General features: G+C 63.4%; 25 protein-coding genes. 13 read left to right on the top strand and 12 right to left on the bottom strand.

Features of this window, described 5'->3' with window-relative positions; translation table 11 throughout:
- From ACOZKU_RS15830 to ACOZKU_RS15845, 4 genes are all read right to left on the bottom strand, one after another.
- Positions 1-1185: sulfatase-like hydrolase/transferase (locus ACOZKU_RS15830; protein WP_421579663.1), on the bottom strand; the 1185-nt coding region annotated here is incomplete at its 3' end.
- 250 nt (positions 1186-1435) lie between these two features.
- Positions 1436-1966, bottom strand: coding sequence for a molybdopterin-guanine dinucleotide biosynthesis protein B (gene mobB, locus ACOZKU_RS15835; RefSeq protein ID WP_421579664.1), 531 nt, complete (start codon positions 1964-1966; stop codon positions 1436-1438).
- Positions 1963-2598 carry a molybdenum cofactor guanylyltransferase MobA gene (gene mobA / locus ACOZKU_RS15840; RefSeq protein WP_421579665.1) on the bottom strand — a complete coding sequence of 212 codons (636 nt, stop codon included), beginning with the start codon at positions 2596-2598 and terminating at the stop codon, positions 1963-1965. The genes mobB and mobA overlap by 4 nt, the downstream gene beginning before the upstream one ends.
- A gap of 70 nt (positions 2599-2668) precedes the next feature.
- A complete protein-coding gene (locus ACOZKU_RS15845) occupies positions 2669-3574 on the bottom strand; it encodes a DMT family transporter (RefSeq protein WP_421579666.1) in 906 nt (301 codons plus the stop codon).
- Positions 3575-3958: 384 nt separating this feature from the next.
- On the opposite strand from ACOZKU_RS15845, the gene ACOZKU_RS15850 reads away from it, so the two are divergent.
- Positions 3959-6502, top strand: coding sequence for a methyl-accepting chemotaxis protein (locus tag ACOZKU_RS15850; RefSeq protein WP_421579667.1), 2544 nt, complete (start codon positions 3959-3961; stop codon positions 6500-6502).
- A 63-nt stretch (positions 6503-6565) separates the two neighbouring features.
- Here ACOZKU_RS15850 and moaA read toward each other — a convergent pair whose 3' ends face one another.
- Positions 6566-7552 carry a GTP 3',8-cyclase MoaA gene (gene moaA, locus ACOZKU_RS15855; protein ID WP_421579688.1) on the bottom strand — a complete coding sequence of 329 codons (987 nt, stop codon included), beginning with the start codon at positions 7550-7552 and terminating at the stop codon, positions 6566-6568.
- 202 nt (positions 7553-7754) lie between these two features.
- On the opposite strand from moaA, the gene ACOZKU_RS15860 reads away from it, so the two are divergent.
- The 4 genes from ACOZKU_RS15860 to ACOZKU_RS15875 all read left to right on the top strand — a co-directional run bounded on the left by ACOZKU_RS15860 (position 7755) and on the right by ACOZKU_RS15875 (position 11869).
- Positions 7755-8129 carry a DUF971 domain-containing protein gene (locus ACOZKU_RS15860; protein ID WP_314094528.1) on the top strand — a complete coding sequence of 125 codons (375 nt, stop codon included), beginning with the start codon at positions 7755-7757 and terminating at the stop codon, positions 8127-8129.
- A 49-nt stretch (positions 8130-8178) separates the two neighbouring features.
- Positions 8179-10005 carry a monovalent cation:proton antiporter-2 (CPA2) family protein gene (locus tag ACOZKU_RS15865; protein WP_421579668.1) on the top strand — a complete coding sequence of 609 codons (1827 nt, stop codon included), beginning with the start codon at positions 8179-8181 and terminating at the stop codon, positions 10003-10005.
- A gap of 71 nt (positions 10006-10076) precedes the next feature.
- Complete coding sequence (locus ACOZKU_RS15870) at positions 10077-10661, top strand: TMEM175 family protein (RefSeq protein WP_421579669.1); 585 nt, start codon at positions 10077-10079, stop codon at positions 10659-10661.
- Positions 10658-11869: a low temperature requirement protein A gene (locus ACOZKU_RS15875; protein ID WP_421579670.1), complete on the top strand. Its 1212-nt coding sequence runs from the start codon at positions 10658-10660 to the stop codon at positions 11867-11869. Before ACOZKU_RS15870 ends, ACOZKU_RS15875 begins: the two co-directional genes overlap by 4 nt.
- Here ACOZKU_RS15875 and ACOZKU_RS15880 read toward each other — a convergent pair.
- Positions 11866-12345 carry a MarR family transcriptional regulator gene (locus ACOZKU_RS15880; RefSeq protein ID WP_314094429.1) on the bottom strand — a complete coding sequence of 160 codons (480 nt, stop codon included), beginning with the start codon at positions 12343-12345 and terminating at the stop codon, positions 11866-11868. The genes ACOZKU_RS15875 and ACOZKU_RS15880 overlap by 4 nt on opposite strands.
- A gap of 48 nt (positions 12346-12393) precedes the next feature.
- On the opposite strand from ACOZKU_RS15880, the gene ACOZKU_RS15885 reads away from it, so the two are divergent.
- The 4 genes from ACOZKU_RS15885 to ACOZKU_RS15900 all read left to right on the top strand — a co-directional run bounded on the left by ACOZKU_RS15885 (position 12394) and on the right by ACOZKU_RS15900 (position 15232).
- Positions 12394-13302 carry an alpha/beta hydrolase gene (locus ACOZKU_RS15885; RefSeq protein ID WP_421579671.1) on the top strand — a complete coding sequence of 303 codons (909 nt, stop codon included), beginning with the start codon at positions 12394-12396 and terminating at the stop codon, positions 13300-13302.
- Between the two features lie 70 nt (positions 13303-13372).
- Complete coding sequence (locus tag ACOZKU_RS15890) at positions 13373-13981, top strand: pyridoxamine 5'-phosphate oxidase family protein (protein WP_421579672.1); 609 nt, start codon at positions 13373-13375, stop codon at positions 13979-13981.
- An 80-nt stretch (positions 13982-14061) separates the two neighbouring features.
- Positions 14062-14448 (top strand): hypothetical protein, encoded by a 387-nt coding sequence (locus ACOZKU_RS15895; protein ID WP_314094435.1) that lies wholly within the window; start codon positions 14062-14064, stop codon positions 14446-14448.
- Complete coding sequence (locus ACOZKU_RS15900; RefSeq protein WP_421579673.1) at positions 14438-15232, top strand: M15 family metallopeptidase; 795 nt, start codon at positions 14438-14440, stop codon at positions 15230-15232. The genes ACOZKU_RS15895 and ACOZKU_RS15900 overlap by 11 nt, the downstream gene beginning before the upstream one ends.
- A gap of 17 nt (positions 15233-15249) precedes the next feature.
- Here ACOZKU_RS15900 and ACOZKU_RS15905 read toward each other — a convergent pair whose 3' ends face one another.
- From ACOZKU_RS15905 to fumC, 3 genes are all read right to left on the bottom strand, one after another.
- Positions 15250-15912 carry a L,D-transpeptidase gene (locus ACOZKU_RS15905; RefSeq protein ID WP_421579674.1) on the bottom strand — a complete coding sequence of 221 codons (663 nt, stop codon included), beginning with the start codon at positions 15910-15912 and terminating at the stop codon, positions 15250-15252.
- Between the two features lie 313 nt (positions 15913-16225).
- Complete coding sequence (locus ACOZKU_RS15910) at positions 16226-17296, bottom strand: GGDEF domain-containing protein (protein WP_421579675.1); 1071 nt, start codon at positions 17294-17296, stop codon at positions 16226-16228.
- Between the two features lie 160 nt (positions 17297-17456).
- The gene (fumC, locus tag ACOZKU_RS15915) at positions 17457-18908 is read right to left on the bottom strand and encodes a class II fumarate hydratase (RefSeq protein ID WP_314094442.1); all 1452 of its coding nucleotides are present in this window, start codon (positions 18906-18908) and stop codon (positions 17457-17459) included.
- Between the two features lie 474 nt (positions 18909-19382).
- On the opposite strand from fumC, the gene ACOZKU_RS15920 reads away from it, so the two are divergent.
- Entirely contained in the window at positions 19383-21260 is a 1878-nt protein-coding gene (locus ACOZKU_RS15920) for a L,D-transpeptidase family protein (protein ID WP_421579676.1), read from the top strand.
- A gap of 63 nt (positions 21261-21323) precedes the next feature.
- On the opposite strand, the gene ACOZKU_RS15925 is transcribed toward ACOZKU_RS15920, so the two are convergent.
- A complete protein-coding gene (locus tag ACOZKU_RS15925) occupies positions 21324-21998 on the bottom strand; it encodes an HAD family hydrolase (RefSeq protein ID WP_421579677.1) in 675 nt (224 codons plus the stop codon).
- Positions 21999-22219: 221 nt separating this feature from the next.
- Between ACOZKU_RS15925 and rpiA the strand changes: the two genes are divergently transcribed.
- Together rpiA and ACOZKU_RS15935 are read left to right on the top strand one after the other, a co-directional pair.
- Positions 22220-22918, top strand: a complete 699-nt coding sequence (rpiA, locus tag ACOZKU_RS15930; RefSeq protein ID WP_314094448.1) for a ribose-5-phosphate isomerase RpiA — start codon at positions 22220-22222, stop codon at positions 22916-22918.
- 18 nt (positions 22919-22936) lie between these two features.
- The gene (locus ACOZKU_RS15935; RefSeq protein WP_314094449.1) at positions 22937-23482 is read left to right on the top strand and encodes a DUF2059 domain-containing protein; all 546 of its coding nucleotides are present in this window, start codon (positions 22937-22939) and stop codon (positions 23480-23482) included.
- 99 nt (positions 23483-23581) lie between these two features.
- Here ACOZKU_RS15935 and ACOZKU_RS15940 read toward each other — a convergent pair whose 3' ends face one another.
- Positions 23582-23917 (bottom strand): hypothetical protein, encoded by a 336-nt coding sequence (locus tag ACOZKU_RS15940; RefSeq protein WP_314094450.1) that lies wholly within the window; start codon positions 23915-23917, stop codon positions 23582-23584.
- Between the two features lie 255 nt (positions 23918-24172).
- Here ACOZKU_RS15940 and gor point away from each other — a divergent pair, with 255 nt between their 5' ends.
- Positions 24173-25561 (top strand): glutathione-disulfide reductase, encoded by a 1389-nt coding sequence (gene gor, locus ACOZKU_RS15945; protein WP_421579678.1) that lies wholly within the window; start codon positions 24173-24175, stop codon positions 25559-25561.
- Here gor and ACOZKU_RS15950 read toward each other — a convergent pair.
- Entirely contained in the window at positions 25539-26444 is a 906-nt protein-coding gene (locus ACOZKU_RS15950; RefSeq protein ID WP_421579679.1) for a LysR family transcriptional regulator, read from the bottom strand. The two genes, gor and ACOZKU_RS15950, sit on opposite strands and share 23 nt — an antisense overlap.
- Between the last annotated feature and the right edge of the window lie 229 nt (positions 26445-26673).

The following is a 26673-nucleotide window of genomic DNA, read 5'->3' on the forward strand; positions in this document are numbered from 1 at the left end:
GGGTGAGTGCGTGAACATCGTCTGGACCAGCACGAAAAGCGGCCGCTTGTCGGTCTTGCGGTGCTCCGCGATCATCTGTTCGGCTTTTTCGAAATAGCGCGTATCGCGGATCCCCATGACGGGCAGGCTCATGTGGTCGGCGTCGTAGATCTCCTGGAAGCCGAGCGACTTCAGAAAGGGCCCTTCGTTGATCGAATTATACTGCATGGGCATGAACACGACGGTGCGGTAGCCGCAATGGTCGAGGATGTCCGGCAGCGAGCCTTTTACCTTGTCCACCAGCAGATGGTTCACATATGGCCCGAGCCAACCGAAATCGGCAGTCGAGAGGCCGGTCAGTACGGAGAAATTCGTCATCCATGTCCCGCCGCCGAACGTCTCCACGAACAGCGGGCGGATCGCGCCGTCGCCCGACTGGTAGGTTTTCGTGACGGCTTGCGGGATGGAAAGCTGCGGGAAGACGAGCGGAGAACTCTGGCTCTCCGACAGGACCAAGAAGAGGTCGGGCTGTTTTTCCGGGCTCTTGCAGAGCGAGCCGTTGACGAAGGGTTGCCCCGCCTCGCCGGCGTCAAGCGGCTGGGCGAACTGCATCGGTTTCATCAGGCTGGGAATGTGCCACAGCGACAGGAAGAAGGCGGACGCGTTGTAACCGCCGATGAACGGCAGAAAATCGGCGTCGCGCGTCGTGGGACGATGGGCGACAACCGCGGCGACGAGGCTTGCCGCGACGATACCGCTGCGGATGCCGACACCCCATGAGACAGCGGGCTCCCGCCGGAACAGGATCGTCAGGAATGTGGCTATGGCCGCCAGTCCGACGGCTGCCACGCCGACGGCAGGCAGATAGTAGCGCACCAGGAAGGAGAGCGTGGAGATATCGGAGCCGATGAAGACGACGTCATAGACGTGCAGCGCCAGCCCCTTCGAATGGAACTTCATCGTTGAAATGAAAGTGAAGAGGATCGCGACGAGCGTTGCGCCGTAAAGCGAGAAGAACGGGCGCCTGGAGAACAGGAAGATGATGGCCGCGAGGCTCAGCGTCGCGGCAAAATTATAGGGAAGATACCGCCATCGCGTGTCGAAATACAAGACGAACACGAAGTAAAGGATGGAACCCAGAACAATTGCGTAGGGATTCGTGAGCAGGTCAAAACGGCGATGGGATCGGTGTGGTGTGTAGGTCATGCTAAAATTCTACGTTGCTGCCCGATCAGACCTACCGACAAGGGTATTAAGTTGCAACAAAACCGTCACATAGCTTAATTTTTAAGGTTAATTTAACCATGTTCTTCGGCGACGTGGCGCAATATGGCGCATCGTCTTCTCAATTTTACACGCTAGTGAACTAAAATTAACGCCGTTCGATCTGGGCGAGGCGCACGGCAGATGCGGGCTCCTGCGCCGAAATCGTGCGGGACACGTCGTGCAGGCTGCGCTAACCAGGCAGACGCTGGGGCTCGGGAAGGCCGGTGATGGCGACCACGAAATCGGCGATGGCCGTGGTGTCGTCGAGATCGAAGACCGGCAGCATGGTGTCGGTGACCGGGTGGTCGGCGGCGATGGCGGCGATATGCGGGTCTTCCGGGGCGAGGGGAATGCGGTTGGCGGATTCCAGCCGCCGCGCCTCGATCTTCGGGATCGGCTCGCGCTTGTAGCCCTCGATGATCACGAGGTCGCAGGGCGCGAGGCGGGCGAGGATGTCCTCGAAGCTCGGCTCGGGTGCGCCGCGCAGCTCGTGCATGATGGCATAGCGCGTGCCCGAGACGATGGTCACTTCATGCGCGCCGGCCTGGCGGTGGCGATAGCTGTCGGCGCCGACCTTGTCGATATCGAAATCATGGTGCGCATGCTTGATGGTCGAGACGCGGTAGCCACGGGCGACGAGTTCCGCGACGAGGCGCACCGCAAGGCCGGTCTTGCCGGAATTCTTCCATCCGGCGATGCCGAAGATTTTCGGACGCGTCATCTCTCCAGCACCCAGAGCCAGTTTTCCGCCTGATCGAGATCGTCGGGCGTGTTGATGTTGAAGAACGGATCGAATTCACCGCGCGACGTCTCGATCAGGGGGAAGGTTATTTCGCGCGCCTGGTGGCGCTCGAGATAGCTGCGCACGCGTAGCGCCCCGCCGCCGGAAAGCCACGCGCCGAGATCGTCGGCCAGCGCCACCGGCCAGAGCGCGAAAACCGGATGGAGGCCGCTGGCCGAGCGCGCGACGGCGATCCTGTCCGGCGCATCGATGACCTTGCCGAGCCGGCTGACGAGATCGGTCGGGAAGAAGGGGCTGTCGGTCGGCACGGTCGCGACATGGCTCGCCTCGAGATGGTGGCGCCTGACATGGTCGAGGGCGGCGAGCACGCCGCCGAGCGGGCCGGCGCGGGCGGCATCGAGATCGGCAAAGACGGGAAACTCCTCGCCGCGCTCGAAGAGCACGGGGCCGTTGGCATTCACGGCGACCGACGAGACCTGCGGCCGCAGCCGTCGTGCGGCGCGGTCGATCAGGGCGGCACCGCCGAGACGGATGCGTGTCTTGTCCTGCCCCATCCGCGAGGACAGGCCACCGGCCAGGATCACGCCCGGTATCGCTTGCGAGAGTGCCATCCTGTTTCCATCGTGTTGGCTCTCCATCCCGTCTAGTCGCTGCAAGGCTTGCCCGCAAGCCTCTGCGATGTCACGGCGATTCGGGCGTGGACTGCTGGGCGATGGGCGCCGCCCGGCGGCGGTTCTCCCGGTAGAAGGTGTAGAGGCCCGAGGCGATGACGATGACGGCGCCGGCGGTCATCCAGAGATCGGGCAGGTCGCCGAAGAACAGGAAGCCGATCGCGATCGCCCAGAGCAGGCTCATGTAGCGGAAGGGCGCGACGAATGAGATTTCGCCGACGCGCATGGCATTGACGATCGTCTGGTAGCCGATGAGGAGCAGAATGCTCGCCGCAGCCAGACGCCCGATCACCGCCGGCGACATGGGCTGCCAGCCGCCCATCGGCACGATCAGCGCACCGCCGACAAGCGTGATGACGACCGCGGTGATGACGCTGATGAACAGGGTGGAAACGTCGCTGCGGATGCGCCGTGTGGCAAGGTCGCGTGTCGCCGCGCCGATCATAGAGGCGATGGCGTAGATGGCGGCGAGCGAAAAGCCCTCCGGACCCGGCCGGATGACGATGAGTACGCCGATGAAGCCGACGACGATGGCAAGCCAGCGCCGCCAGCCAACCTGCTCCCCCAGGAAGAGGGCCGCTCCCAGCGTCACGGCGAGCGGCAGCGACTGGAGGATGGCGGAGATGTTGGCGAGCGGCATGACGCCGAGGGCGGAAATGAAGGTGAGCGAGGCAAAAATTTCCGCTGCGAGCCGCAGGGCGACCGGCGGCTGCAGCAGGATGCGCCAGGAGCCGAGCGCGCCCATCCGCCAGGCGATGACGAGCACCAGCGCACTCGTCATCAGCCCGCGCACGAACAGGATCTGCCCGGTGTTCATCGCATGCGTGACGGATTTCACGAGTGCGTCGTTGCAGGTGAAGGCCGCCATGGCGATGGCCATGAACAGGGCGCCCCTGGCATTTCCGGTAAGGTTCATCGGGTGTGATTCCGCGAGGTTGGTCTCTCCCTCATAAGCCGAACGGGCGCGGCCTGCCATCATCCTCAAGGGCGGAACAAATAGGGTGATTGGCGAAAGAAACGGCGATTGAACCGATTTTGGGCAAAAACCTCGATCATTTCGGCGCAAAGCCTTGAGTTTCTGCCGGTTTCTCGAAGGCATTCATTAAGCTTCCCCACCTATCGTTGCGTTATCCCAAATGCGGTTCGCATGATGCGACGGGTGAGGGCTGGCCGTCTGATGCAAGACCGGAGCAGCCTCTTGAGCAGTTTCCGGCCGCGCTCCCCCTGGTTTCCAGAGCGGCCGTTTCGGGTTTGAGCATCCGACGGGACATGGTCGTCAAAAAAAAACGTCGGGGAACCCATGTCCTTCATCGACCGCCTGCTCCAGCAGCGCCGCATCGTCACCAAGGTGTTGCTGTTCGTCATTCCGCTCGTCGCGCTCATCGCCGGCATCGGCCTTGTCGGTTACTTCACGGCCAGCACGCTGAACGGCCACATGACGGTCACCCGCGAGACGATCAACAGTCTGTCGCATTTCCAGAACCTGCGCACGGGCCTGCAGGATTTCGCCGACAAGCCGGGGCAGGACACGCGTGATGCGCTCTTCTCCCGCATCGACGAGCAGGAGGCCGGCATTCGCGATCTCGATGCGCTGCTGCCGAACGCGGCGGAAAAGGCCAAGATCGCCTCCGTCGTCGCCCTTGCCGGCACGATGCGCGGCCAGACCGAGACGCTGTGGTCGATCGATCAGGAGCGCAATGCCGTCACCGCCGGCCTCGAAAGCGCGCTGGCCGCAATGGCCAGGGACGGCGACTTTGCCGAAAAGCAAATCTCGGTCATCCGCACCGAATCGGGTGAGAAGGAAGCCTTCGCCAAAGCGCTGCTGTTCGATGCCGCCGCCTATCAGGGGCTGGCCGAACGGATCGGCAAGTTCCGCAAGCCGGTCGCGCTCGCCATGAAGCCGGAGGACAAGGTGAAGGCGGCCGAGACCTATCTGCCGCAACTCCTCAAGCAGCTTGCCGAATCCAAGGCGATCGCCTCGCCGAAGGCGCTGGAACAGATCAAGCCTCTGGAAGCCGAAATCGCCGCCGTGCAGGCAATCCTCGCTGGCACCGACGATGCCGAAGGCAAGAAGGCGAAATTCATCCCCGTTCTCACCAAGCTTTCCAAATTCGACGCCGATTTCCTGAAGGAGGCCGGCAAGAATTCCGACACGGCCGCCAAGCGCTTCGTCGGCATGGATGCGGAGATCGCGCTGCTCAAGACGCTGATCACGCTGATGGGCGACACGTTCAAGGGCATCGACCAGACCCGCCTGCATATCAGCGAGCTGCATCGCAGGCTCGACCAGCCGAGCCGCGACGCGGTTCTCGCCGACGTGAAGGCGGTTGCCGCGAGTGCCGCAGAGCTTGCCAAGCTCGGCGCGAAGAATGCGGCCTTGCGCGATCTCTCGCAGAAGCTCGCCCCTTCGCTGGCCAGCATCGAGAAGGGCACGCAGGACCTGATCGCCGTCGGCGAGACGTGGCAGGCGGCGCGTGTCGCCGCCTATGCCGCGGTGGCCGATGCCAGCCAGACGCTGGAGCAGTTCGTTTCCAGCGCGCAGGAAGCCGGCAAGCAGGACAGCCAGCGTTCGGCCAATGTCTCGATCATCGCCATGGTGGCCGGCACGCTGCTGGCCATCATCGGCGGCCTGATGCTGGTCGAAACCCTGCGCGGCCCGCTGAAGCGCGTCACCGAATCCATGGCGCGTTTGGCGAGCGGCGATCTCGACATCAGCATCGACGGCCGCAACCGCGGCGACGAGATTGGCGACATGGTGCGCTCGGTCGCCGTCTTCCGCGATGCCGCCCGCGAAAACGTAAGGCTGGAGCAGGAGGCGGAAGCCCAGCGCCAGCTGACGGCCGAAGAACAGGCCCGCCGCGCCAGCGAGCGCGCCCGCATCGAAGCCGAGCAGACCGAGGCGCTGACCGCGCTCTCCAACGTGCTCGGCCAGCTTGCCGCGGGCAATCTCGAAGAAAGCATGACGGAGGCGCTGGCCGCCGAATATGTCGCCATGGCCCGCACCTACAACAATGCCGTCGAGGCGCTGCGCCACACGCTGTCGGATGTCCGCGCGACGACGGTGGAAATCAACGGCGGCACCGGCAACCTCGCCGCCTCCGCCGACGATCTGGCCCGCCGCACCGAGCAGCAGGCGGCAGCCCTCGAGGAAAGCTCGCGGGCGCTGCGCCAGCTCACCGACATCGTCCGCTCGACGGCCGAAAGCGCCCAGAAGACCGCCGTTTCGGTCGATGAGACGCACAGCTATGCCCAGCGCTCCGGCGAGGTCGTGGCCAAGGCCGTCACTGCCATGGGCGAGATCAACCGCTCCTCGGAGAAGATCAGCACGATCATCGGCGTCATCGACGAGATCGCCTTCCAGACGAACCTTCTGGCGCTCAACGCCGGTGTCGAGGCGGCGCGTGCCGGCGAGGCCGGTCGTGGTTTCGCCGTCGTCGCGCAGGAAGTCCGCGAACTCGCCCAGCGCTGCGCCGGTGCCGCCCGCGAGATCAAGGGCCTCATCTCAGAAAGCTCCGCCCAGGTCCGCAACGGCGTTTCCCTCGTCACGGAGACGGGCGAGGCACTCTCGGTGATCAACGACCACATCTCCTCGATCCACACGCTGGTCGGCAAGATCGAGGCGGCTGCGGCGGCCCAGTATCAGGGGATCAACGAAGTGAACCAGGCGGTGCACCAGGTCGAGCTTATCACCCAGCAGAACGCCGCGATGGTGGAAGAAAACACTGCCGAAATCCACGGCCTGCGTCGCCGGGTGCAGACGCTCAACGAGAAGATCGACCACTTCAAGACGCGCGATCTCGATGCGCGTGTGGACGACGGCTACGGCCGGCACTACGCGGCGTAAGCGATCTTGAGGGATCAAACAAAACGGCCGGGCGAGAGCCAGGCCGTTTTGTTTGAAGGCCAGTCACCCCCCCGTAACGCTCATATGCCGGGCGACGGCGGGGCGGTTGCGGCGGTCGATGATGAAATCGTGGCCCTTCGGCTTGCGGCCGATCGCCTCGTCGATCGCTTGCGAGAGCAAGGCGTCGTCGTCGGAGGCACGTAGTGGCAGGCGGAGGTCCGCGGCGTCGTTCTGGCCAAGGCACATATAGAGCGTGCCGGTGCAGGTGAGGCGCACGCGATTGCAGCTCTCGCAGAAATTATGCGTCATCGGCGTGATCAGGCCGAGGCGGCCGCCGGTCTCCTCGACCGTCACGTAACGTGCCGGGCCGCCGGTGCGGAAGGCGTTTTCGCTCAGCGTGAACTGTTCGGCAAGGCGGGCGCGCATCTCCGAGAGCGGCAGGTAGCGATCGGTGCGGTCTTCTTCGATCTCGCCCATCGGCATGGTCTCGATGAGGGTGAGGTCCATGCCGCGGCCATGCGCCCAGCGCATCAGGTCCGGGATTTCCTGGTCGTTGAAGTCCTTCAGGGCGACGGCGTTGATCTTGATTTTCAGGCCGGCGGCCTGTGCCGCGTCGATGCCTTCGATGACCTTGGACAGGTCGCCCCAGCGCGTGATGGTCTTGAATTTGTCCGCGTCGAGCGTGTCGAGCGAGACATTGATGCGGCGCACGCCGCAATCGGCAAGCTCGGCGGCATGCTTGGCGAGCTGCGAGCCGTTGGTGGTGAGCGTCAGTTCGTCGAGCGTGCCGGCGTGGACGTGGCGTCCGAGTTCGCGCACCAGATGCATGATGTTCTTGCGCACCAGCGGCTCACCGCCGGTCAGGCGCAGCTTGCGCACCCCCTTGGCGATGAAGGCGGAACAGAGCCGGTTCAGCTCTTCGAGGGTGAGCAGATCCTTCTTCGGCAGGAAGGTCATGTTTTCCGCCATGCAATAGGTGCAGCGGAAATCGCAGCGGTCCGTCACGGAAACGCGCAGATAGGTGACCGCCCGCCCGAAGGGGTCGATCATCGGGGCTGCGGATTGCGCGACCGGGTCTGCGCCGTTCCAGGGGCCTGCATAGGAATTCAAAACACGTCCTCCATGACCGACATGTCGTGCGCGCGCGGCGCAACGTCAAGCCGATGCGGCGATTATGACAGCATTTTCAGCCTTGCACATCCCCGGCTTGCGGCATAGTCCTTCGCGAAATCGAATAGGAAAGGGCATGGACATGAGCGATCTCTGGCCGACCGAACTGCGCGTTTCCAAGGACCGCCAGCGCCTCATCGTGACCTTCAACGACGGCGCGAGTTTCGACCTTTCTGCCGAGATGCTGCGCGTTCTGTCTCCTTCGGCGGAAGTGCAGGGCCATGGGCCTGGCCAGAAGGTGACCGTGCCGGGCAAGCGCAACGTCGCGATCATCTCCATGACGCCGACAGGCAATTATGCCGTGCGCATCGGCTTCGACGACTTTCACGATACCGGCATCTTTACGTGGTCCTATCTGCGGGAACTCGGGGAAAAGGGCGAAACGCTGTTTGCCGATTACGAGCGCGACCTTGCGGAGAAGGGCATGAGCCGCGATATGTCGGAGAAGCCGCGATAATTTCGGGACTGCCAAAGGGCGCGTCCACCGCAAGCGAACGGAGAGACCCTTGGCAGCAGAAGCAAACGCAAACGATCTCACCCAGGTTGTCGTGCTGCTGGCGGCGGGCGTCGCCGCCGTGCCGGTCTTCAAAAAAATCGGCCTCGGCTCGGTACTTGGCTACCTCGCGGCAGGCCTTGCCATCGGCCCCTTCGGCCTCGGTTTCTTTGCCGATCCGCAGGCGATCATCCATGTCGCCGAACTCGGTGTGGTGATGTTCCTCTTCATCATCGGCCTGGAAATGCAGCCTTCGCGCCTCTGGGGCATGCGCAAGGACATTTTCGGGCTCGGCGCGGTGCAGGTTATCGGCGCCATGGCGGCACTCACCTGTATCGGGCTTTCCTTCGGTTTCCCGCTCATTCCCTCCTTCGTCGCCGGCACCGGCTTCGTTTTGACCTCGACCGCTATCGTCATGCAGATGCTGCAGGAGCGCGGCACCCTGTCGACGCTGAAGGGGCAGCGCATTATCGCGATCCTGCTCTTCGAAGACCTCGCCATCGTGCCGCTGCTTGCCATCGTGGCACTTCTCGGCACCGGCGCTGCGGCAACGGATGCCTCCGACCGCTGGCTCTCCGTCGGCATCGCCATCGGCGCCATCGTCGCGCTGGTGCTGGCGGGGCGTTATCTGCTCAATCCGCTGTTCCGCGTGCTCGCCGCTTCGGGCGCGCGCGAGGTGATGACGGCCGCGGCGCTGCTGGTGGTGCTCGGTTCGGCGCTCGCCATGCAGGTCTCCGGTCTCTCCATGGCGATGGGTGCCTTCCTTGCTGGCGTGCTGCTCTCCGAATCGGCTTTCCGCCATCAGCTGGAGGCCGATATCGAGCCGTTCCGCGGCATTCTGCTCGGCCTGTTCTTCCTCGGCGTCGGCATGGCGATCGACCTCTCGGTCATCGCCGCCAACTGGCAGCTCGTGGTGGCGAGTGTCATCGGCTACATGGTGGCGAAGACGCTCTTGATCTATGTCGTCGCGCGCCTGCTCGGCACCTGCCACAGCGAAAGCCTCGAGCGCGCCGTGCTGATGGCGCAGGGCGGAGAGTTCGCCTTCGTGCTCTATGCCGCCGCCGTTGCCGCCGGCATTCTCGACGGCAAGGAAAACGCCATCCTGACGGCGACGATCATCATTTCGATGGTGCTGACGCCGCTGATGGTCATCCTGCACGACCGCATCGTGCCGAAGCAGCAGCCTTCCACCGAGGGCCTGACGCTGCCGGAAAATGTCGAGGGCACGGTGCTGATGATCGGCTTCGGCCGCTTCGGCCAGATCGTCAGCCAGCCGCTTCTGGCGCGCGGCTATACGCTCTCCCTCATCGACAAGGACGCGGAATTCGTGCGCGACGCCTCGGATTTCGGCTTCAAGGTCTATTACGGCGACGGCTCGCGCATCGACATCCTGCATGCCGCCGGCGCGTCCACGGCGAAGGCGATCCTGATCTGCCTCGACGACAAGGAGGCCGCGGTGAAGATCGCTGAGATCGTCCGTGAGGAGTTCCCGCTCGTGCCGATCCTGGCACGTGCCTATGACCGCGGCCATGCGCTCGACCTCATCCATGCCGGCGTCGACTTCCAGATCCGCGAGACGTTCGAATCCGCCATGATCTTCAGCCAGGAGACGCTGAAGGCGCTCGGCGAGGACGAGGATCTGGCGGCCGAGGTGGTCGAGGAGTTTCGCGATGTCGACCGCCAGCGGCTGGAACTGGAGACCGTCGGCGGCATCTATGCCGGCCGTCAGCTCATTCGCGGCAATGCCTCGCCTGCCGACCTCGTCGCCGCCCGCACCGGCCGGCAGCGCGCGGCGGCGGAAGAGGAGCGCCATCGCCACGAGGAAGAACAGGCAAATTGACGTTACGCAATCTGCTGTAGCGACTCAGCGCAACATGCGTCATGTCTAATGAAAACGGACATGAGGTGCGTATGAACAAGGGACGCCTTGAAGCTTTCAGTGATGGCGTGATCGCCATCATCATCACGATCATGGTGCTGCAGCTGGCAGTACCGAAGGAGCCGAGCTTTGCGGCGTTGGTTCCCATGCTGCCGATCTTCCTCGGCTATCTCCTGAGCTTCGTCTATGTGGCGATCTACTGGAACAACCATCACCATTTGCTGACCATCTGCGGCAATGCCAGCGGTGGTGTGCTCTGGGCGAACATGCATCTGCTGTTTTGGATGTCGCTCATTCCCTTCGCCACGGCCTGGATGGGCAGCAATCCCTCGGATGCGCTCCCGACGGCGCTCTACGGCGTGATCCTGCTTCTGACGGCCGTCGCCTATGAAATCCTGCAGATACGCATCGTCGCGGTGCACCCGGACGCCGCGCGCGTGCGCAGCGCGCTCGGGCGGGATTTCAAAGGGCGGTTCTCGCCGGTCTTCTATCTTGCCGCGATCGGGCTTGCCTTTGTCTCCCCCGTGATTTCCCATGGGATTTATGCGGCGGTCGCGCTGCTCTGGATTGTGCCCGACCGGCGGCTCGAACGGCTTCATGAAAAGGATGTGCCATGATGGCGACGAACGACGAACGCTTCGCCCATTCCGCCTATCTGCGTGCCCGCGGCACCGCCAGCGAAGGCAAGGTGGCCTTTGCCGAGCTTTTCTTCGATCTCATCTTCGTGCTGACGATCATCCAGCTCTCCCATTCGCTGGCCGCGCATTATTCGCCGCTCGGCCTTATCGAGGCCGCGCTTCTGATGCTCGCGATCTGGTGGGTGTGGATTTACACGACCTGGGCGACGAACTGGCTCGACCCGGAAAAGTCGCCGGTGCGCATCCTGCTCTTCGTGCTGATGTTTCTGGGGCTGATGCTGTCCATCGCCATCCCCACGGCCTTCGGGGCGGGCGGCATGCTCTTCGCACTTACCTATGTCGCCATGCAGACGGGACGCTCGGCGTTCACGGCCTATGTCATGCGCCGCGACTGGCCGGAAAACAGCCGCAACTTCACCCGCATCACCGCCTGGACGATCTTTTCGGCAGCGTTCTGGATCGCCGGTGCCTTCGTGGAACACGAGGCGCGGCTGGCGCTCTGGGCGATTGCGCTCTGCCTGGAATATGCCTCACCGGCGCTGGGCTTCGCCGTGCCGGGGCTTGGGCGCTCGACGGTCAGCGATTGGGAGGTCTCGGGCGAGCATATGGCGGAGCGCTGCGCGCTCTTCGTCATCATCTGCCTGGGTGAGACGATCCTCGTCACCGGCCGCACGGTCGCCGGCATGGAGCTGCTCGACGGCTTCACGATCTTCATGCTGATGACGGCGTTCCTGTCGACCGCGACCATGTGGTGGATCTATTTCCGCTTTGGCCATGGCGAGGCGGCGCATCTCATCGAACACTCGCCCACACCCGGCCGCATCGCCCGCATGGCCTTCACCTATGCGCATATTCCGATCGTTGCCGGCATCATCCTGTCGGCGGTGGCGGAGGAGTTCGCGCTTGCCCATCCGCATGGTCCTGTCGATGCCAAGACGGCGAGCGCCATTCTCGGCGGGCCGATCGTCTTCCTCATCGGCAATATCTGGTTCAAGGCGGCGATCCGCGGACGCTCGCCGCTGTCGCATATCGTAGGGATCGCTGTCCTTCTGGCGCTCTCGGCGGTGGTGCCCTTCGTCGAGCCCTACCAGCTCTTCATGGCCGCCGCCGCCGTGCTGTTCGGCGTGGCGCTCTGGGAGTTCCTGTCGCTGAAATCGACGCGTGCAGATGCCGTGGCGAAAGCCTAGGCATCTTCACCGTCCTCCGACGTCTCCATCGTCTGGAGGATGCGGATGATGTCCTCCATCGCCTCCGCCACCTGAAGGCAGCGGTCTTCGGGCGTCTGCGATAGGATGCGCTCGATAAGGCCGGTCTGGATGGTCATGGCCTGTTCCGTCAGTGCGCGGCCGGCTGCGGTCAGCGACAGGCGCAGCACGCGCTTGTCCTTGGCGTCGGGATTGCGTTCGATCAGGCCGCGCTTTTCGAGCTGCGGCAGGAGCATGCTCATATTCGAGCGGCCGACCAGCAGCTTGCGCGCCAGCTCCTGCTGCGAAATGCCCTGGAAACGGTAGAGATTGACGAGAATGTCGAGATGCGGCGGCTTGATGCCGAGCTCCGCAATCGCCCGCGTCACCGCCTGCTGCATCAGCTGGCAGGCGCGCGCCACCCCGATCCAGCTGCGAAAGCGCGGATGGTCCCAGGGAAAGGCTTGATTTTTGTTCATCGTTGTACTTTATTGTTCAGCATTGAACATTTTTGATGGATTCCCACTATGGCATCCTTTGGCTTGAAGGTCATCCGCCTCGCGCTCTCGGGCGTCGCCGCGATTTCTCCCGATGCGGCCGGCCGGGCCGCGTTCCGCCTCTTTGCGACCACGCCGGGCCGCCGCCCGTGTACGGCGAAGGAGAAGGAGCTACTTGAGCGCTCCGAAGGCTGGATGCGCCAGGCGCAGCGCGTGACGCTGGACTTTGCCGGCGGCACGGCGGTGGCGCATCGTTTCGCGGCGCGTCCCTGTGAACACTTCGCCGGCCGCGTGCTGGTCGTGCACGGCTGGGGTTCGCGCGCCGCCTATCTTTCCGCCTTGACCGAAGGGCTGGTTGCCGCCGGCCACGAGGTCGTGGCGCTCGACCTGCCGGGCCATGGCGCCTCACGCGGGCGCACGTTGACGCTGCCGATGGCCGTGCGCGCCATCGATGCGGCCTGGCAGCGTTTTGGCGGCTTCGACTATTTCTGCGGCCATTCCTTCGGCGGTGCATCGCTTGCCTGCGCGGCAAGCGGCCTCGTACCCTCGGTGCCTGCGCACCGGCCACGCCGGCTCGTCACCATCGGCTCGCCGAGCGAGATGGCTTGGCTGTTCAAGGATCTCGGACGCTACTTGAAGCTCGGTCCCAGAGCGCAGGTGGCGCTGGAAGCCCATGTCGAGCGCATTGCCGGCGCGCCGCTTTCGGCCTTCGATGCGGCGAGCGGGGCAGGGCGGCTCAGCACGCCGATGCTCGTCCTCCATGCCGAGGACGACAAGGAGGTACCGGCCCATCACGCACGGCGCTACGCCGCTTCCGGCCCCAATGTGACACTGGAATGGGCCAACGGCTTCGGCCATCGCCGCATCGTCTCAGCCGAGCCCGTGATCGACCGCATCGTCGGCTTCTTTGCGGAGGATGGGCGGCGTATCGCCGCCTGATCGCTTTCCGTCACGCGCCTGTCATGCAAGGGTGCGATGCGCCGCAAACGCGCAGGCACAGGAGAGCAGCATGACAGTGGTTACGTCGGTCGAGCAGTTGAACGCACTTTACGGCACGCCGGGCGAAGCTTCGCTCGTCAAGGTGACGGATTTTCTGCTGCCGGAATACCGCACGATGATCGAGGCCTCCCCGTTCGTGGCGCTTGCCACGGTGGGGCCGGAAGGGCTCGACTGCTCGCCGCGCGGCGATACCGGCGCGGTCATCCATATCGAGGACGAGCGCACGCTGATGCTGCCGGATTGGCGCGGCAACAACCGGATCGATTCGCTCTCCAACATCGTGCGCGATCCGCGCGTTGCGCTGATGTTCCTCATTCCCGGTTCCAACACGACCATGCGCCTCAACGGCCGCGCCGTGGTGCGCATTGATGACGCGATCACGCAGCGTTTCGTCATGGATGGAAAACATCCGCGTTCGGTGGTCGTCATCACGATCGAGGAAGTCTATTCGCAATGCGCCCGCGCCGTGCTGCGCGCCGATCTCTGGAACCCGGAGAAATTCCGCGACGCCGCCTGCCTGCCGACCGTCGGCCAGATGCTGGCCTCCGCCAAGAAGGGGTTCGACGGCGTGGCCTATGATAAGGAATGGCCGGGCCGCGCGGCGAAGACCATGTGGTAGGCAGGCGGCGCGAATATCCCGCCTTCCCGAACCGTCTTGTTCCTTGTTATGAATGGCTTTTGCCGAATTTGGAGTTTGAGATGCGGACAGGACTTTTTGCGGCGGTTTTCGCCGGCATGCTTGCGGCCTCGATGGGCGCTGCCAAGGCGGACGAGCTGATCGAGAGCTACGGCGCCTATATCGGCCAGGACGATCTCTACAATTCCAACAATGAGCGCCTGACGCAGCCCTGGCAGGTCATCCGCCAGGATCGCGCCAATGTGCATCGTTTCGGCGTCAGCCAGCCGGGCGACGATACCGACAGCTTCTTCGCTTCGGCCCGTAATCGCGAACTCGCCGAGCGCATGATCAGCCATGGCCGCATCGAGCGCAGCGCCGCCCGCCGCCTGCTGCAGGGTGATGTGCGCATCGAGGTCGAAATCTGGCGCGGCGCGAATGGCGACTATATCAACATCAATGTCGATTAAGTCCCTTCTCGCGGGCGTTGCCGCAGTCTTCCTCGCGATGCCTGCGGCCCGCGCGGCGGAGCCCGATCTCGCGGCCCGCCTCAAGCTGCTCGTGGAAGCCTACCCGGAGAGCTTGTCCGGCGTAGAGGGCAACAGGCTGCTGTTCAAGTACGGCGGCCCGGCGCTCGATATCGACGACGGCAAGGCGAAGGATCACCAGGCGGCGCTCGCCTCCGGCGATGTCGAGGACAGTCTGCGGCAGATCTATCCGCTCGGCGCCTGCGAGAAGAAGCCGGAGGTCGATGTCGATCCCGGCCGCATTCGCAGCGATGCGCTGATGATGCGGCTCTATGGCGCCTCGGCGAAGGAAGTCGGGGGTGATCTCGTGCCCGTCAAATGGTTCGGCGAGACGTTGCGCGTGACGAAGCGGCAGGGCGCTGCCGCCGCGCTGGAGAAGGTGCGGGACGCGCTCGCGGCGAAACCCGAGCTGAAACGCTATCTCTCGCCCTCGGCCGGCGTGTTCAACTGGCGCAAGGTTTCCGGCGCGAAGAACATGTCGGTGCACAGTTTCGGCGCGGCGGTCGATCTCAACACGAAGTTTGCGGATTACTGGATCTGGTCGGGCGGAAAGCCGGGCAAGGTGCCGAAATACGCCAACAAATATCCGCTCGAGATCGTCGAGATTTTCGAGCGTTACGGCTTCATCTGGGGCGGGCGCTGGTATCACTACGACACCATGCATTTCGAATACCGTCCAGAACTCATTGCCATCGCAAAAGCGGCAGACGCTTCCGCCTGCCGCTGATTTTTCCGTCTGGCTGCTTAGTTGCGGACGATGACGGTCGTGCCGGCTGTGACCTGGGCATAGAGGTGCTCGACGTCTTCGTTCGCCATGCGGATGCAGCCGGACGACTGCGCCTTGCCGAGCGAGGACGGCTGGTTGGTGCCGTGGATGCGGTAGACGGTCGAGCCGAGATAGATGGCGCGCGAACCGAGCGGGTTGTCTAGGCCGCCCTTCATGGAAACCGGCAGGATCTTGCCCTTCTTGGCTTCGCGGGCGCGCATGTCTTCCGGCGGCGTCCAGGTCGGCCATTCGGTCTTGCGCGTCACCTTTTCCGTGCCGGTCCAGACGAAGCCTTCGCGGCCGACGCTGACGGCGTATTTCATGGCGAGGCCGGAGCCCAGCACGTGGTAGAGGCGGCGCTCGGAATTGTCGATGATGATCGTGCCGGGGGCAACGTCTTCGGTGAAGGCGACGAGTTCGCGGGCGATCGGGGCGCGGGAAACGGCGGCGATCTTCTTTTCCGATTTCATCGGCTTGCCGCCCGAGAGGACCTGCAGCCAGCCAACCTTCTGGGTGGATGAAGAGAGCGAGGCAACCTCGATCGGGTCGATGGCATTGTCGGCGGCCGAAGCGGCGCCAGCGATGGAAAGAATGCAGGTGGAAAGAAGGCCTGCGATAAGAGCGAGTGCGAGCTTGTTCATGGTCCTGGTCCCTATCTGGAGCGCCGGTGGGGTTCTTGCCCGGCGTCGTGTTCTGATGGGAACGTTGTAGGACGTTGACTGATCTTGCGATGTTCCGGCGGGAACAGGCCCTCAGAAGGGCTGAATCCAGACCAGGCTGCTCAGCATCAGGGCGGCGATCATGGTGATTTCGAGAAATCCGGTTTGCATGGCGTAGTTCTCCTGTGTGCCGCAAAAACGCGCTGGTGTCGCCGCGGTTCCGCCGGATTTCAAAAAACGCCTAAAACGCAAAACAGCGCCCGAAGGCGCCGTTCCGAAAGGGATGTCTGAAGGCCTATTTGCGATAGATGAGCCAGCTCTTGGCAAAATCCTTCTTCATGCCGTCCTCATAGGCCATGGTGCGGTTGCGGCCGCCATTCTTGGCGCAATAAAGGGCGATGTCGGCCTTCGAATAGAGTTCGCCCGGGCCTTCCGCCCAGGAGGCCATGCAGAAGCCGAGCGAGATGGTGATCGGGCCGTAGTTGACGCCCGTCTTGGAGTTCTTGAAGGGCGTGTGCTCCAGCGCGGTGCGGATGCGCTCGGCGATCGCCATCGCCTCTTCCTCGGTGTTGCCCTCGACGATCATCGCGAATTCCTCGCCGCCGGTGCGGGCGACCAGGATGTCCTTGCGCACATTGGCGCGGATGAGGCTGCCGATGGACGCAAGGATCTTGTCGCCGACGGGATGGCCGTAGGTGTCGTTGATCTTCTTGAAATGATCGATATCGGCGATGATCAGCGTTGTGACGTGGCGCGTCATCGTCGAATTGTAGATGGCCGAGAGCTTGTCGTCGAAGGCGCGGCGGTTGGAAAGCTGCGTCAGCGAATCCGTGTTGGCGATGCGCTTGTACTCGTCGAGCTCCTTGCGCACATTGTCCATTTCGACGGACTTCTGTGCGACATTCTCCACCATCACCTTGCCCTGGTTGATGGTGTCACCGGTCGCTTCCGTCAGGACGCCGATGACACTCCTGATGATATCGACGCTGGCCGCGTTCTTGTTGTTGATGCGCACAAAGGTTTCGTCGAGCAGCTTGTTGTAGCTTTCGAGCGAGGTCTGTTCCTGCTTCAGGAGGCGCAGCAGGCCTTCGAGCTCGCCGGCGATCTTCGTGTGCGCACCATCGATGGCGGGCACGCCGTGATGATGGCCGAAATACTGCATGCCAATTTCGTCGAGTTCTTCCTGCGAGGCCTTGCTGCCGAGGGCGGCGAGTTCGCGCGTCAGCTTGGGGTTCGAGCCGATATAGGCCTCGTAGAACAGCTCGTAGTTTCGAGGAATGGGGGATACACCCATTATGCGCATGGCATAGGTCACCTGCGCCGCGATATCCGGCACTTGGACCTTTTGCGCAACGGCCGTATTCATGTCGGCTGCTCCTGGCTCTTCGTTAGTTCCCGCAAAATACTGCGAAAATGCTTTGCGAAGGATTAACGATTGTGTCTTCCGCTGCGGTAGTGGTGCAAGAAAAAGGCCGTAAATCCGGGGATTTACGGCCTTCATCAGTAGAATATGAGGGATTTCTTCCTCAACCCGGCATAATCATTTTTTCCGGACGTACAACTTCGTCAAACTCTTCGTTGGTAACGTAACCGCCGCCGACGGCTTCCTCACGCAGCGTCGTGCCGTTCTTGTGCGCCGTCTTGGCGATCTTGGCGGCGTTGTCGTAGCCAATCTTAGGCGCGAGCGCGGTGACGAGCATCAGCGACCGGTCGAGCGCCGCCTTGATGTTGTCCTCGCGCGCCTCGATGCCGACGACGCAATTGTCGGTGAACGAGATTGCGGCATCCGAAAGGAGCTGGACGGACTGCAGGAAGTTATAGGCCATCAGCGGGTTAAAGACGTTCAGCTCGAAATGGCCCTGGCTGCCGGCGAATGTCAGCGAGGCGTGGTTGCCGAACACCTGGGCGCAGACCTGGGTGAGGGCTTCGCACTGGGTGGGGTTGACCTTGCCGGGCATGATCGACGAGCCCGGCTCGTTTTCCGGCAGGGCCAGTTCGCCGAGGCCCGAGCGCGGACCGGAGCCGAGGAAGCGGATGTCGTTGGCGATCTTGAAGAGCGCAGCGGCGGCCGAATTGATCGCGCCGTGCGAGAAGACCATGGAATCGTGGGCGGCGAGCGCCTCGAACTTGTTCGGCGCGGTCTTGAAGGCGATTCCGGTGATCGATGCGATGTGCTCGGCGACCTTTTCTGCGAAGCCGACCGGAGCATTGAGGCCCGTGCCGACGGCCGTGCCGCCCTGGGCGAGTTCGCAAAGCCCCGGCAGCGTCATCTCGATGCGCTTGATCGAAGAGGCGACCTGTGCGGCGTAGCCGGAAAATTCCTGGCCGAGCGTCAGCGGCGTTGCGTCCTGCGTGTGCGTGCGGCCGATCTTGATGATGTGATCGAAGGCCTTGACCTTGGCTTCGAGCGCGGCGTGCAGGTGCTTCAGCGCCGGAAGCAGGTCGTGGACGATACGCTCGGCGCAGGCAATGTGCATGGCCGTTGGATAGGTGTCGTTCGACGACTGGCTCATGTTGACGTGGTCGTTCGGATGGACAGGCTTCTTGGAGCCCATGACACCGCCGAGCATTTCGATTGCCCGGTTGGAGATCACTTCATTGGCGTTCATGTTGGACTGGGTGCCCGAGCCGGTCTGCCAGACGACGAGCGGGAAATGATCGTTGAGCTTGCCGTCGATGACTTCCTGCGCGGCTTCGGTGATGGCTTTGGCAAGCGCCGGATCGAGGCGGCCGAGTTCGGCATTGGCGCGGGCGGCGGCCTGCTTGACGATGCCGAGCGCACGCACGACGGACAGCGGCTGCTTTTCCCAGCCGATCTTGAAGTTGCCGAGGGAACGCTGGGCCTGCGCGCCCCAATAGCGGCTGTTGTCCACTTCGATGGGGCCGAATGTATCCGTTTCCGTGCGCGTCGATGTCATAATGCTTCCCGCTTCTCCGAGCCCATGCGTTACGGTCTGCCGCCGGCCTTGCCGCCGCATGGGACGCGGCAGGCCGGGCGAGCGCGCGCCGTTTGGGACGGCCGCGCTGGCGCGAAAAATCGCGCAAATCTCTGGCCTATCTGCGACCCGCTTGCAAGGGCGGAATGGCGGGAGAAGACGAGACTTTCGGTTAAAATCGATTAGGCGGCGGCCGGGCCGGGACCATGCGCCGGGCGGCTGGCAACGCTGTGCTTTTTCTATCACAATCGCCACGTTGTTTTTTGCGCGTATGTGCGCCAATCCTCGGATTTTTTCGCTTCCCGCGCGAAATTTCGCCGCCAATTCAAATTTTTACGCAGGCTCGTCCGTCTGGTTTTCCAGGTGTCGGCGTCACGGATATGTGAGGTTTTGCAGGGCTGGCGGGAAGGGGCGTTTCCTTTTCATTCACCATCCTTTCCTATAACTTACCGGCCTGCTGGTTCGGGCGCCGCCAGAGACCGCGCGTTGCGGTTCATACGGGGAATGGAATTATTTATGAAGCTGACAAAGACTGCCGTGCTGGCCGCCGCGCTGGCTCTTTCCTGCGCCACCATCACGCTCCACGCCGCGCCCGCCAACGCCCTGACGCTGTTCGATATCTTCCGCGGCAAGAAGAAGGAGCCGGTGCGCGAAGAGTTGCCGGGCGTGAACTCGGGTTCCGCCCTTCCGCGCGCCGAGACGAAGCAGGCGGCCAAGCCGCTGCCGCGCGTCACCGGCCCTCGCTACTATACCTACAAGGCCGACGCCCTGAAGCGCGTCGCCGTCGAGAAGCTCGCGGACCCGGTCGTCACGAGCTCGATCACCGTCGATATTCCGGCGGCCGGGAACGCCGGCGTGCGCGCCGCCTTCGCCAATGTCAATGTGCGCACGACGCCCGATGCCGCCAAGGCGGTCGAGGCGTTCTACGCCACGCAGAAGAAGTTCGTCTGGATCGACGGCACCGGCATCAACGAAAAGGCCAAGAGCGCGATTGCGGTTCTCGCCGATGCGGGCTCCGTGGGTCTCGATCCCTGGGACTATGCCGTCAAGATTCCGTCGGATAGCTTCGACAGCGCCGACATGAATACGCGCTACGATGAGCTTGCGACCTTCGAGATCGCGCTGTCGTCCGCTGTCGCCACCTATGTGCAGGACGCCGTGCGCGGCCGCATCGATCCCAACCGCATCTCCGGCTACCACGATTTCAAGCGCAAGGACGTCAATATCCTCGCGGCTCTGAAGAACGTGGCGATGAGCGGCAACGTCAAAGGCTATCTGGAAAGCCGATCGCCCGCGAGCGCCGATTTTCAGGCGTTGAAGGCCGAGCTTGCCAAGCTGAAGGCCGAGAGCGGCGCGGACGATCGTGTCATCATCGCCGACGGCACGCTGCTGAAGCCCGGCCAGAGCAATCCCGAATTGGCGAACATCGTCAAGGGCATCGTCAAGCATGGCTCGGATGCGCTGAAGACCGAGCATTCGCTCACGATTGCCGGCTACAAGGACACGCCGGACTACACGCCGGAACTGGTGTCGCTCGTCGAGGCGTTCCAGAAGGAAAACGGCCTGAAGCCGGACGGCGTCGTCGGCAAAGCCTCGATCCGCAAGATGGTCGGCGGCGACAGTTCCGCCGACAAGATCGCCAAGCTGGAAGTGGCGCTCGAACAGGCGCGCTGGCTGCCAGTCGATCTCGGCGCGCGCCACGTCTTCATCAACCAGCCGGCCTTCCAAGTCTATTACTATGAGGACGGCCAGGAAAAGTTCTCGATGCGCACGGTCGTCGGTTCGAAGTCGAACCAGACCTATTTCTTCGAGGACCGCATCCAGACCGTCGAAGTGAACCCCTATTGGGGCGTGCCGCAGTCGATCATCATCAACGAGATGTTGCCGAAGCTGCGCAACGACCCGTCCTATCTCGACCGCATGGGCTATCAGGTGGCCGTGGGCGGGCAGGCTGTGTCCTCGTCCTCCGTCAACTGGTACGGATCGACTTCGGGCATTTCCGTTAGACAGCCGCCGAGCGATGACAATGCGCTGGGCGAACTGAAGATCCTCTTCCCCAACAGCCATGCCATCTACATGCATGACACGCCGTCGAAGAGCTTCTTCAAGAAGGACATGCGGGCGCTGAGCCACGGCTGCGTGCGCCTTGCCGAACCCCGCAAGATGGCTGCTGCCGTGCTCGGCGTGACGGAAGCCGACGTCGCCAAGGAAATTGCCGGCGGCAAGAACAAGGGTATCAACGTCAAGGCCGATATCCCGATCTACGTCGCCTATTTCACGGCATGGCCGAACAAGGACGGCGCGGTCGAATATTTCGACGACGTATATGGCCGCGACGACTATATGCGCAAGGCATTTGCCGCCACGCAGAAGGCGCGGCAGGTCCAGGGCTGAGAGCATCCGAAAACAAGAATATCGAAGGCGCCGTGTCCGGTAGGACGCGGCGCCTTTTTTCGATCAGCGGGCGAGCAGGCGCTCGATCAGGTCCGGCGTCAGCTCGTCGAAATGCGCGACGACATGGCTCGGTTCGAGTTCCGCGACCGGCACGTCTGAATAGCCGAAGGGCACGCCGATGGAGGGCACGCCGGCATTGCGGGCGACCAGGATGTCGTTCAGGCTGTCGCCGATCATCACCGTGCGCTTCGGATCGGCCTGCGCCAGGCGGACCGTGCCGAGCAGGTGTTCGGCATCGGGCTTGCGGACCGCGAATGTGTCGCCGCCGGTGATCGCGGCAAAGCGGGCGGTCAGGCCGAGGCCGTCGATCAGGCGCCGGGCGAGGCCCTCCATCTTGTTGGTGCAGACGGCAAGGCGGTAGCCGGCGCCCGAGAGGCGGTCCATGGCCTCGATAAGGCCGGGATAGGGCACGGAGACGCCCGGCATTGCCGCGGCATAGTGCTCGACGAAGACGCCCAGCATGCGCTCCAGCTCACCGTCGGTGATATCGCGACCGCGCAGCGAAAAGGCGCGCTTGATCATGACCTGCCCGCCATGGCCGACGAGATAGGTGAGGTCGCCATAGCCGACGGGATCGAGGCCTTCGAGGCCGATCGTGTGGTTGAGGCTCGCCACGAGGTCGTGGGCGGTGTCGATGAGCGTACCGTCGAGATCGAAGACAACGAGAGAAGCGGACATGGGAAACCTTGCAGGAGAGATGGGAGGCGGGTCTCTCCGGTAGGCGATGGCGCCGGCATTTGCAATTGCCTTGTGCCGCCACCTCCCAACTGCACTGTGAACCCGCCGCTTCGCCGCGATTTTGGCTTTCGTTTGCCGGGCGGGGCGTGTAAGTGTCTCACCGGAATTTCCGGCCGCTTCGCGCGAAGGGCCGACGGTTGGTTTCAGGGAGTGCGTGGCGGATGGACGCCAGGGAAATGAAGATCAAGGCCGCGGAAGCCGCTCTTGCCCATGTGGAAGACGGTATGCGGCTCGGCATCGGCACCGGCTCGACGGCGGAAGAGTTCGTCCGGCTGCTGGCGGAAAAGGTAGCCGGCGGGCTTAAGGTCGAGGGCGTGCCCACCTCCGAGCGCACGGCGCGGCTCTGCGTCGAACTCGGCGTGCCGCTGAAGTCGCTCGACGAGCTGCCGGAACTCGACCTGACGATCGACGGCGCCGACGAGGTCGATGGCCGGCTGCGCCTCGTCAAGGGCGGCGGCGGCGCGCTGCTGCGCGAGAAGATTGTGGCGGCCGCCTCGGCCCGTATGATCGTGATTGCCGACGAGACCAAGGTGGTCGAGACGCTCGGCGCCTTCAAGCTGCCGATCGAGGTCAATCCGTTCGGTCTCGTCTCCACGCGCCTCGCCATCGAGAAGGCGGCCGCACGCCTTGGCCTGTCCGGTCCGCTGACGCTCCGCGCCTCCGGCGACGGCACCTTCACGACGGATGGTGGACACTATATTCTCGACGCATCTTTTGGCCGCATTCCTGATGCAGATGCGCTCGCAAGCAGCCTCAATGACATACCCGGTGTCGTCGAACACGGACTCTTCATCAATATGGCGTCGCTTGCCATCATCGCCGGTCCGGCTGGTGCGCGCACGCTGACGGCAAAAGCATAGACAGGAGCACAGACCGACATGATCAACTTTGCTGGTTTCGGCCGGACCCTCGCGGTAACCCTCATCGTTTCGGCAAGCCTCGTCGGCGCCGCCAAGGCGCAGGAGGTTTCGGAAGAGCAGTTGAAGACCGCGCGCACCGCCATCGACGCCATCGCGGCGACGGCAGGCTTCGACAACATCCTGCCGAGCCTTGCCATGCGTGCCAAGGCGGCCCTCATCCAGGCCTCGCCGAACCATGAGGCGGAAATCAACGCGACCGTCGACGAGCAGGCGCTTGCGCTCGCACCGCGCCGCGCCGACCTCGAAAAGGAAGCCGCGACGATCTACGCCAAGACCTTCACCCAGGACGAGCTGAAGGCGATCGCCGACTTCTACTCCTCGCCGGTCGGCAAGAAGCTTCTGACCGATGGCCCGATCGCCACGCGCAGCCTCATGAAGGCCGCCGAGATCTGGGCCGCCGGCATCGGCCGCGATCTGCAGGTCGAAAGCGGCAAGAAGCTGCAGAACATCCTCGGCGCCCCGGCCACGGCCGAAGGCGGCGAAGCGAAGCAGCCGCAGCAGTAAACAAACAAAAAAGGCGGCCTTCGGGCCGCCTTTTTCATATCTTTCATGATGAAGCGGGCGGCCTCTTTCAGAGACGGCCCGTTTTCATTCTTCGCCGTCTTATTCGTGGATCGTGTATTCGCCGAGTTCGCAGAGGTTCTGCGTGTCGGTGGTCGTATCGAGATCGGAATCCTCGGCAAATTCGAAACGCATGTCGTAATTGCAGACGTCCCGACCGTCGGCGATCGTGATTTCGATCGTTTCGCCGGGGTTGAGGACCTGTTCGCCGAAGACATCGTCTTCCCACTTATCGACGCCGACGGGCGAGGTGTGGAAACGGGTCAGGACGGAGTTGGTGCCGTTCTTCAGCTGGAAGACGAGGTCTTCCGCGAGGGCCGGGCCTGCAAGCATGGCGAGTGCCAGTGCCGATGCTGCGAAAACTTTAGATTTAGACATATCTATCATCCGGTTAGCCCACAATCGGGCGGCTGATTCCTACGGTGCCTTTGTTCCGCCGTAAATGGGATTCGCCTGCTTTTTTAGAAAAAACTGTTGGGCGTCGCGGCGCGTTCACGGCTTGATGTGCAGATCGTTGCGCATGGCTCTTTTCCTTTTGATCGCGGCGTTCCTATATGGAGAAAACCGGGCGGCGGATTCGCGTCGCCGTACCCCTTTCGGCCGTCCGGCCAGCCTTGCCCGCAGGAGATCACAATGACGGCATTCGACTACGACCTCTTCGTCATCGGCGGGGGCTCCGGCGGCGTGCGCAGCGCGCGTCTGGCCGCCAGCATGGGCAAGAAGGTCGCGATCGCCGAAGAGTTCCGCTTCGGCGGCACCTGCGTCATCCGCGGCTGCGTGCCGAAGAAGCTCTATGTCTATGCCTCGCAGTTTCCCGAGCATTTCGAAGATGCCGCCGGCTTCGGCTGGACGGTCGGCGAGAGCACCTTCGACTGGCAGGCGCTCGTCGCCGCCAAGGAGAATGAGATCACCCGCCTCGAAGGTCTCTACCGCAAGGGCCTCGACAATGCGGCCGCGACCATTCTGGCGACCCGCGCGGTGCTGGTCGGCCCGAACACGCTGCGCCTGACGGCGACCGACGAACTGGTGACGGCCGAGCGCATCCTGATCGCCGTCGGCGGACATCCGACGCCGCATCCCGACCTGCCGGGCCATGAGCTCTGCATCTCGTCGAACGAGGCCTTCGACCTGTTGGACATGCCGAAATCCATCGTCATTTCCGGCGGCGGCTATATCGCGGTCGAATTCGCCAACATCTTCCACGGTCTCGGCGTCGAGACGACGCTGATCTATCGCGGCAAGCAGATCCTTTCGCGCTTCGACCACGACATGCGCCAGGGCCTGCAGGCGGCGATGATCGCCAAGGGCATCCGCGTTCTCTGCGAGGACCTCATCACCAGTGTTTCGGAAACGGCGGATGGCAAGCGATCCGTTGCGACCAAGGGCGGCGAGACGCTGGTCGTTGATCAGGTCATGCTGGCGCTCGGCCGGGTGCCGAACACCGGCAGCCTCGGGCTGGAGACGGCGGGTGTGAAAACCAACGAGCGTGGCGCCATCATCGTCGATGATTTTTCGCGCACCAACGTGCCCGGTATTTTCGCGCTGGGCGACGTGACGGATCGTGTGCAACTGACGCCGGTCGCCATCCATGAGGCGATGTGCTTCATCGAGACGGAATTCCGCGGCAATCCGGTCTCGCCGGATCATGACCTTATCGCCACCGCCGTCTTCTCGCAGCCGGAAATCGGCACCGTGGGCCTCAGCGAAGAGGATGCGGCGAAGAAGTTCGACGATCTCGAAATCTACCGCGCCGAATTCCGGCCGATGAAGGCGACGCTGTCGGGCCGGCAGGAAAAGACGATCATGAAGCTCGTCGTCAACGCGGCGGACCGCAAGGTGGTGGGTGCGCATATTCTCGGCCATGAGGCGGGCGAGATGGCGCAGCTGCTCGGCATCTCGCTGAAGGCCGGCGTCACCAAGGACGATTTCGACCGCACCATGGCGGTGCATCCGACGGCGTCCGAAGAGCTGGTGACGATGTACCAGCCGAGCTATCGCATCAAGAACGGCCAGCGGCTCTAAGCGGCGGCGCCTTTTCCACCGCCGGAAGGCGACCGGCGAAGCGATCCTCGTGGTTCTTGAAGAGGGCGGCGAGGCGGTCGAGCGCGAGGCGCATTTCCGGCCGGTGGCGGTCGTCGTCGTTGACGGCGAGCCACAGCGGGTGGGTGAGGGCCTCGATCGGCTCGCCCTCGCGCACCAGCCCCGGCATCGTGTCTCCCACGAAAGTCGGCAGCACGCCGCGTCCCGCGCCGCCGGCAATCAGCCGGGCAAGGATGTCGGGCGCGTTGGTCCAGGTGTGGATCTGGTTCTCGTGATGGCGGAAAACCCATTTTTCCGGCTCCGAGACCGCGACTTCCGTGCCGACCGACACCCAGGGCAGATCCGTTTCGAAAGCGTGGCCCGACGCGCGGTAGACGGCATAGGTGACGTCCACGGATTTGCGCACGGCGAGATTGCCGGTCTTCGGTGCGGCGTGGAGGAGGAAGATCATGCCGTGTCGATAGGCGAGGTCGTCGCCGGGCGGGAGCCGCTTGCAGCAGAGGCGGAAAGTGTCTTCCGCGCCGCGCAGCGCGCCCGTGTTGTCGGCGACGAAACCCGTCAGCCAGATATCGCCGGCAATCGAGACGATGGGCAGCGCGAAGGCTTCGCCATGCCAGCGGGTGATATCGGCCGTCGTGCGGCGGATCGTCTGCACATGCTCGAACAGCACCACGCCGTCGGGTGCCAGCCGATAGCCCTGCTGGCTGCGGACGAAAAGCGTGCGGCCCATGGTCCGCTCCAGCGCCAGCATGCGGCGGCCGATCGTCGGCGCGCTGATGCCGGTGATGCTTGCCGCACCGGCAAGCCCGCCCTCGGCGGCGACATGGAAGAAAAGCTGCAGGTCGCTCCAGTCGACTTCCGACATATCCGGTCCCTCGTTTGCGCCTTCCTTCATAGCGCAAAAGCCGCCGCCGGTATCGCTCACCGGTGAAACGGGCGTTTCATTTCCGCATCTACGAAGACGACAGGACGGTCGCTACTTCCATGACGAACACCGCAAACAAGGAGTTTCGTCATGACCCCTGAATGGATGATTGCCTTCGATCGACAGAAGGCTGCAATGCGACGCCTACAACGCGATCCCTTCGCCGACC

The sequence above is a fragment of the Shinella sp. M31 genome, from assembly GCF_049199205.1.
GTDB lineage: Bacteria > Pseudomonadota > Alphaproteobacteria > Rhizobiales > Rhizobiaceae > Shinella.

Coding starts and splice junctions, on each gene's coding strand:
- mobB (WP_421579664.1), bottom strand. CDS start 1,966: ATGACGCGTCCGAAAATCTTCGGCATCGCCGGATGGAAGAATTCCGGC.
- mobA (WP_421579665.1), bottom strand. CDS start 2,598: ATGGCACTCTCGCAAGCGATACCGGGCGTGATCCTGGCCGGTGGCCTG.
- ACOZKU_RS15845 (WP_421579666.1), bottom strand. CDS start 3,574: ATGAACCTTACCGGAAATGCCAGGGGCGCCCTGTTCATGGCCATCGCC.
- ACOZKU_RS15850 (WP_421579667.1), top strand. CDS start 3,959: ATGTCCTTCATCGACCGCCTGCTCCAGCAGCGCCGCATCGTCACCAAG.
- moaA (WP_421579688.1), bottom strand. CDS start 7,552: ATGATCGACCCCTTCGGGCGGGCGGTCACCTATCTGCGCGTTTCCGTG.
- ACOZKU_RS15860 (WP_314094528.1), top strand. CDS start 7,755: ATGAGCGATCTCTGGCCGACCGAACTGCGCGTTTCCAAGGACCGCCAG.
- ACOZKU_RS15870 (WP_421579669.1), top strand. CDS start 10,077: ATGAACAAGGGACGCCTTGAAGCTTTCAGTGATGGCGTGATCGCCATC.
- ACOZKU_RS15875 (WP_421579670.1), top strand. CDS start 10,658: ATGATGGCGACGAACGACGAACGCTTCGCCCATTCCGCCTATCTGCGT.
- ACOZKU_RS15880 (WP_314094429.1), bottom strand. CDS start 12,345: ATGAACAAAAATCAAGCCTTTCCCTGGGACCATCCGCGCTTTCGCAGC.
- ACOZKU_RS15885 (WP_421579671.1), top strand. CDS start 12,394: ATGGCATCCTTTGGCTTGAAGGTCATCCGCCTCGCGCTCTCGGGCGTC.
- ACOZKU_RS15890 (WP_421579672.1), top strand. CDS start 13,373: ATGACAGTGGTTACGTCGGTCGAGCAGTTGAACGCACTTTACGGCACG.
- ACOZKU_RS15895 (WP_314094435.1), top strand. CDS start 14,062: ATGCGGACAGGACTTTTTGCGGCGGTTTTCGCCGGCATGCTTGCGGCC.
- ACOZKU_RS15900 (WP_421579673.1), top strand. CDS start 14,438: ATGTCGATTAAGTCCCTTCTCGCGGGCGTTGCCGCAGTCTTCCTCGCG.
- ACOZKU_RS15905 (WP_421579674.1), bottom strand. CDS start 15,912: ATGAACAAGCTCGCACTCGCTCTTATCGCAGGCCTTCTTTCCACCTGC.
- ACOZKU_RS15910 (WP_421579675.1), bottom strand. CDS start 17,296: ATGAATACGGCCGTTGCGCAAAAGGTCCAAGTGCCGGATATCGCGGCG.
- fumC (WP_314094442.1), bottom strand. CDS start 18,908: ATGCGGCGGCAAGGCCGGCGGCAGACCGTAACGCATGGGCTCGGAGAA.
- ACOZKU_RS15920 (WP_421579676.1), top strand. CDS start 19,383: ATGAAGCTGACAAAGACTGCCGTGCTGGCCGCCGCGCTGGCTCTTTCC.
- ACOZKU_RS15925 (WP_421579677.1), bottom strand. CDS start 21,998: ATGTCCGCTTCTCTCGTTGTCTTCGATCTCGACGGTACGCTCATCGAC.
- rpiA (WP_314094448.1), top strand. CDS start 22,220: ATGGACGCCAGGGAAATGAAGATCAAGGCCGCGGAAGCCGCTCTTGCC.
- ACOZKU_RS15935 (WP_314094449.1), top strand. CDS start 22,937: ATGATCAACTTTGCTGGTTTCGGCCGGACCCTCGCGGTAACCCTCATC.
- ACOZKU_RS15940 (WP_314094450.1), bottom strand. CDS start 23,917: ATGTCTAAATCTAAAGTTTTCGCAGCATCGGCACTGGCACTCGCCATG.
- gor (WP_421579678.1), top strand. CDS start 24,173: ATGACGGCATTCGACTACGACCTCTTCGTCATCGGCGGGGGCTCCGGC.
- ACOZKU_RS15950 (WP_421579679.1), bottom strand. CDS start 26,444: ATGTCGGAAGTCGACTGGAGCGACCTGCAGCTTTTCTTCCATGTCGCC.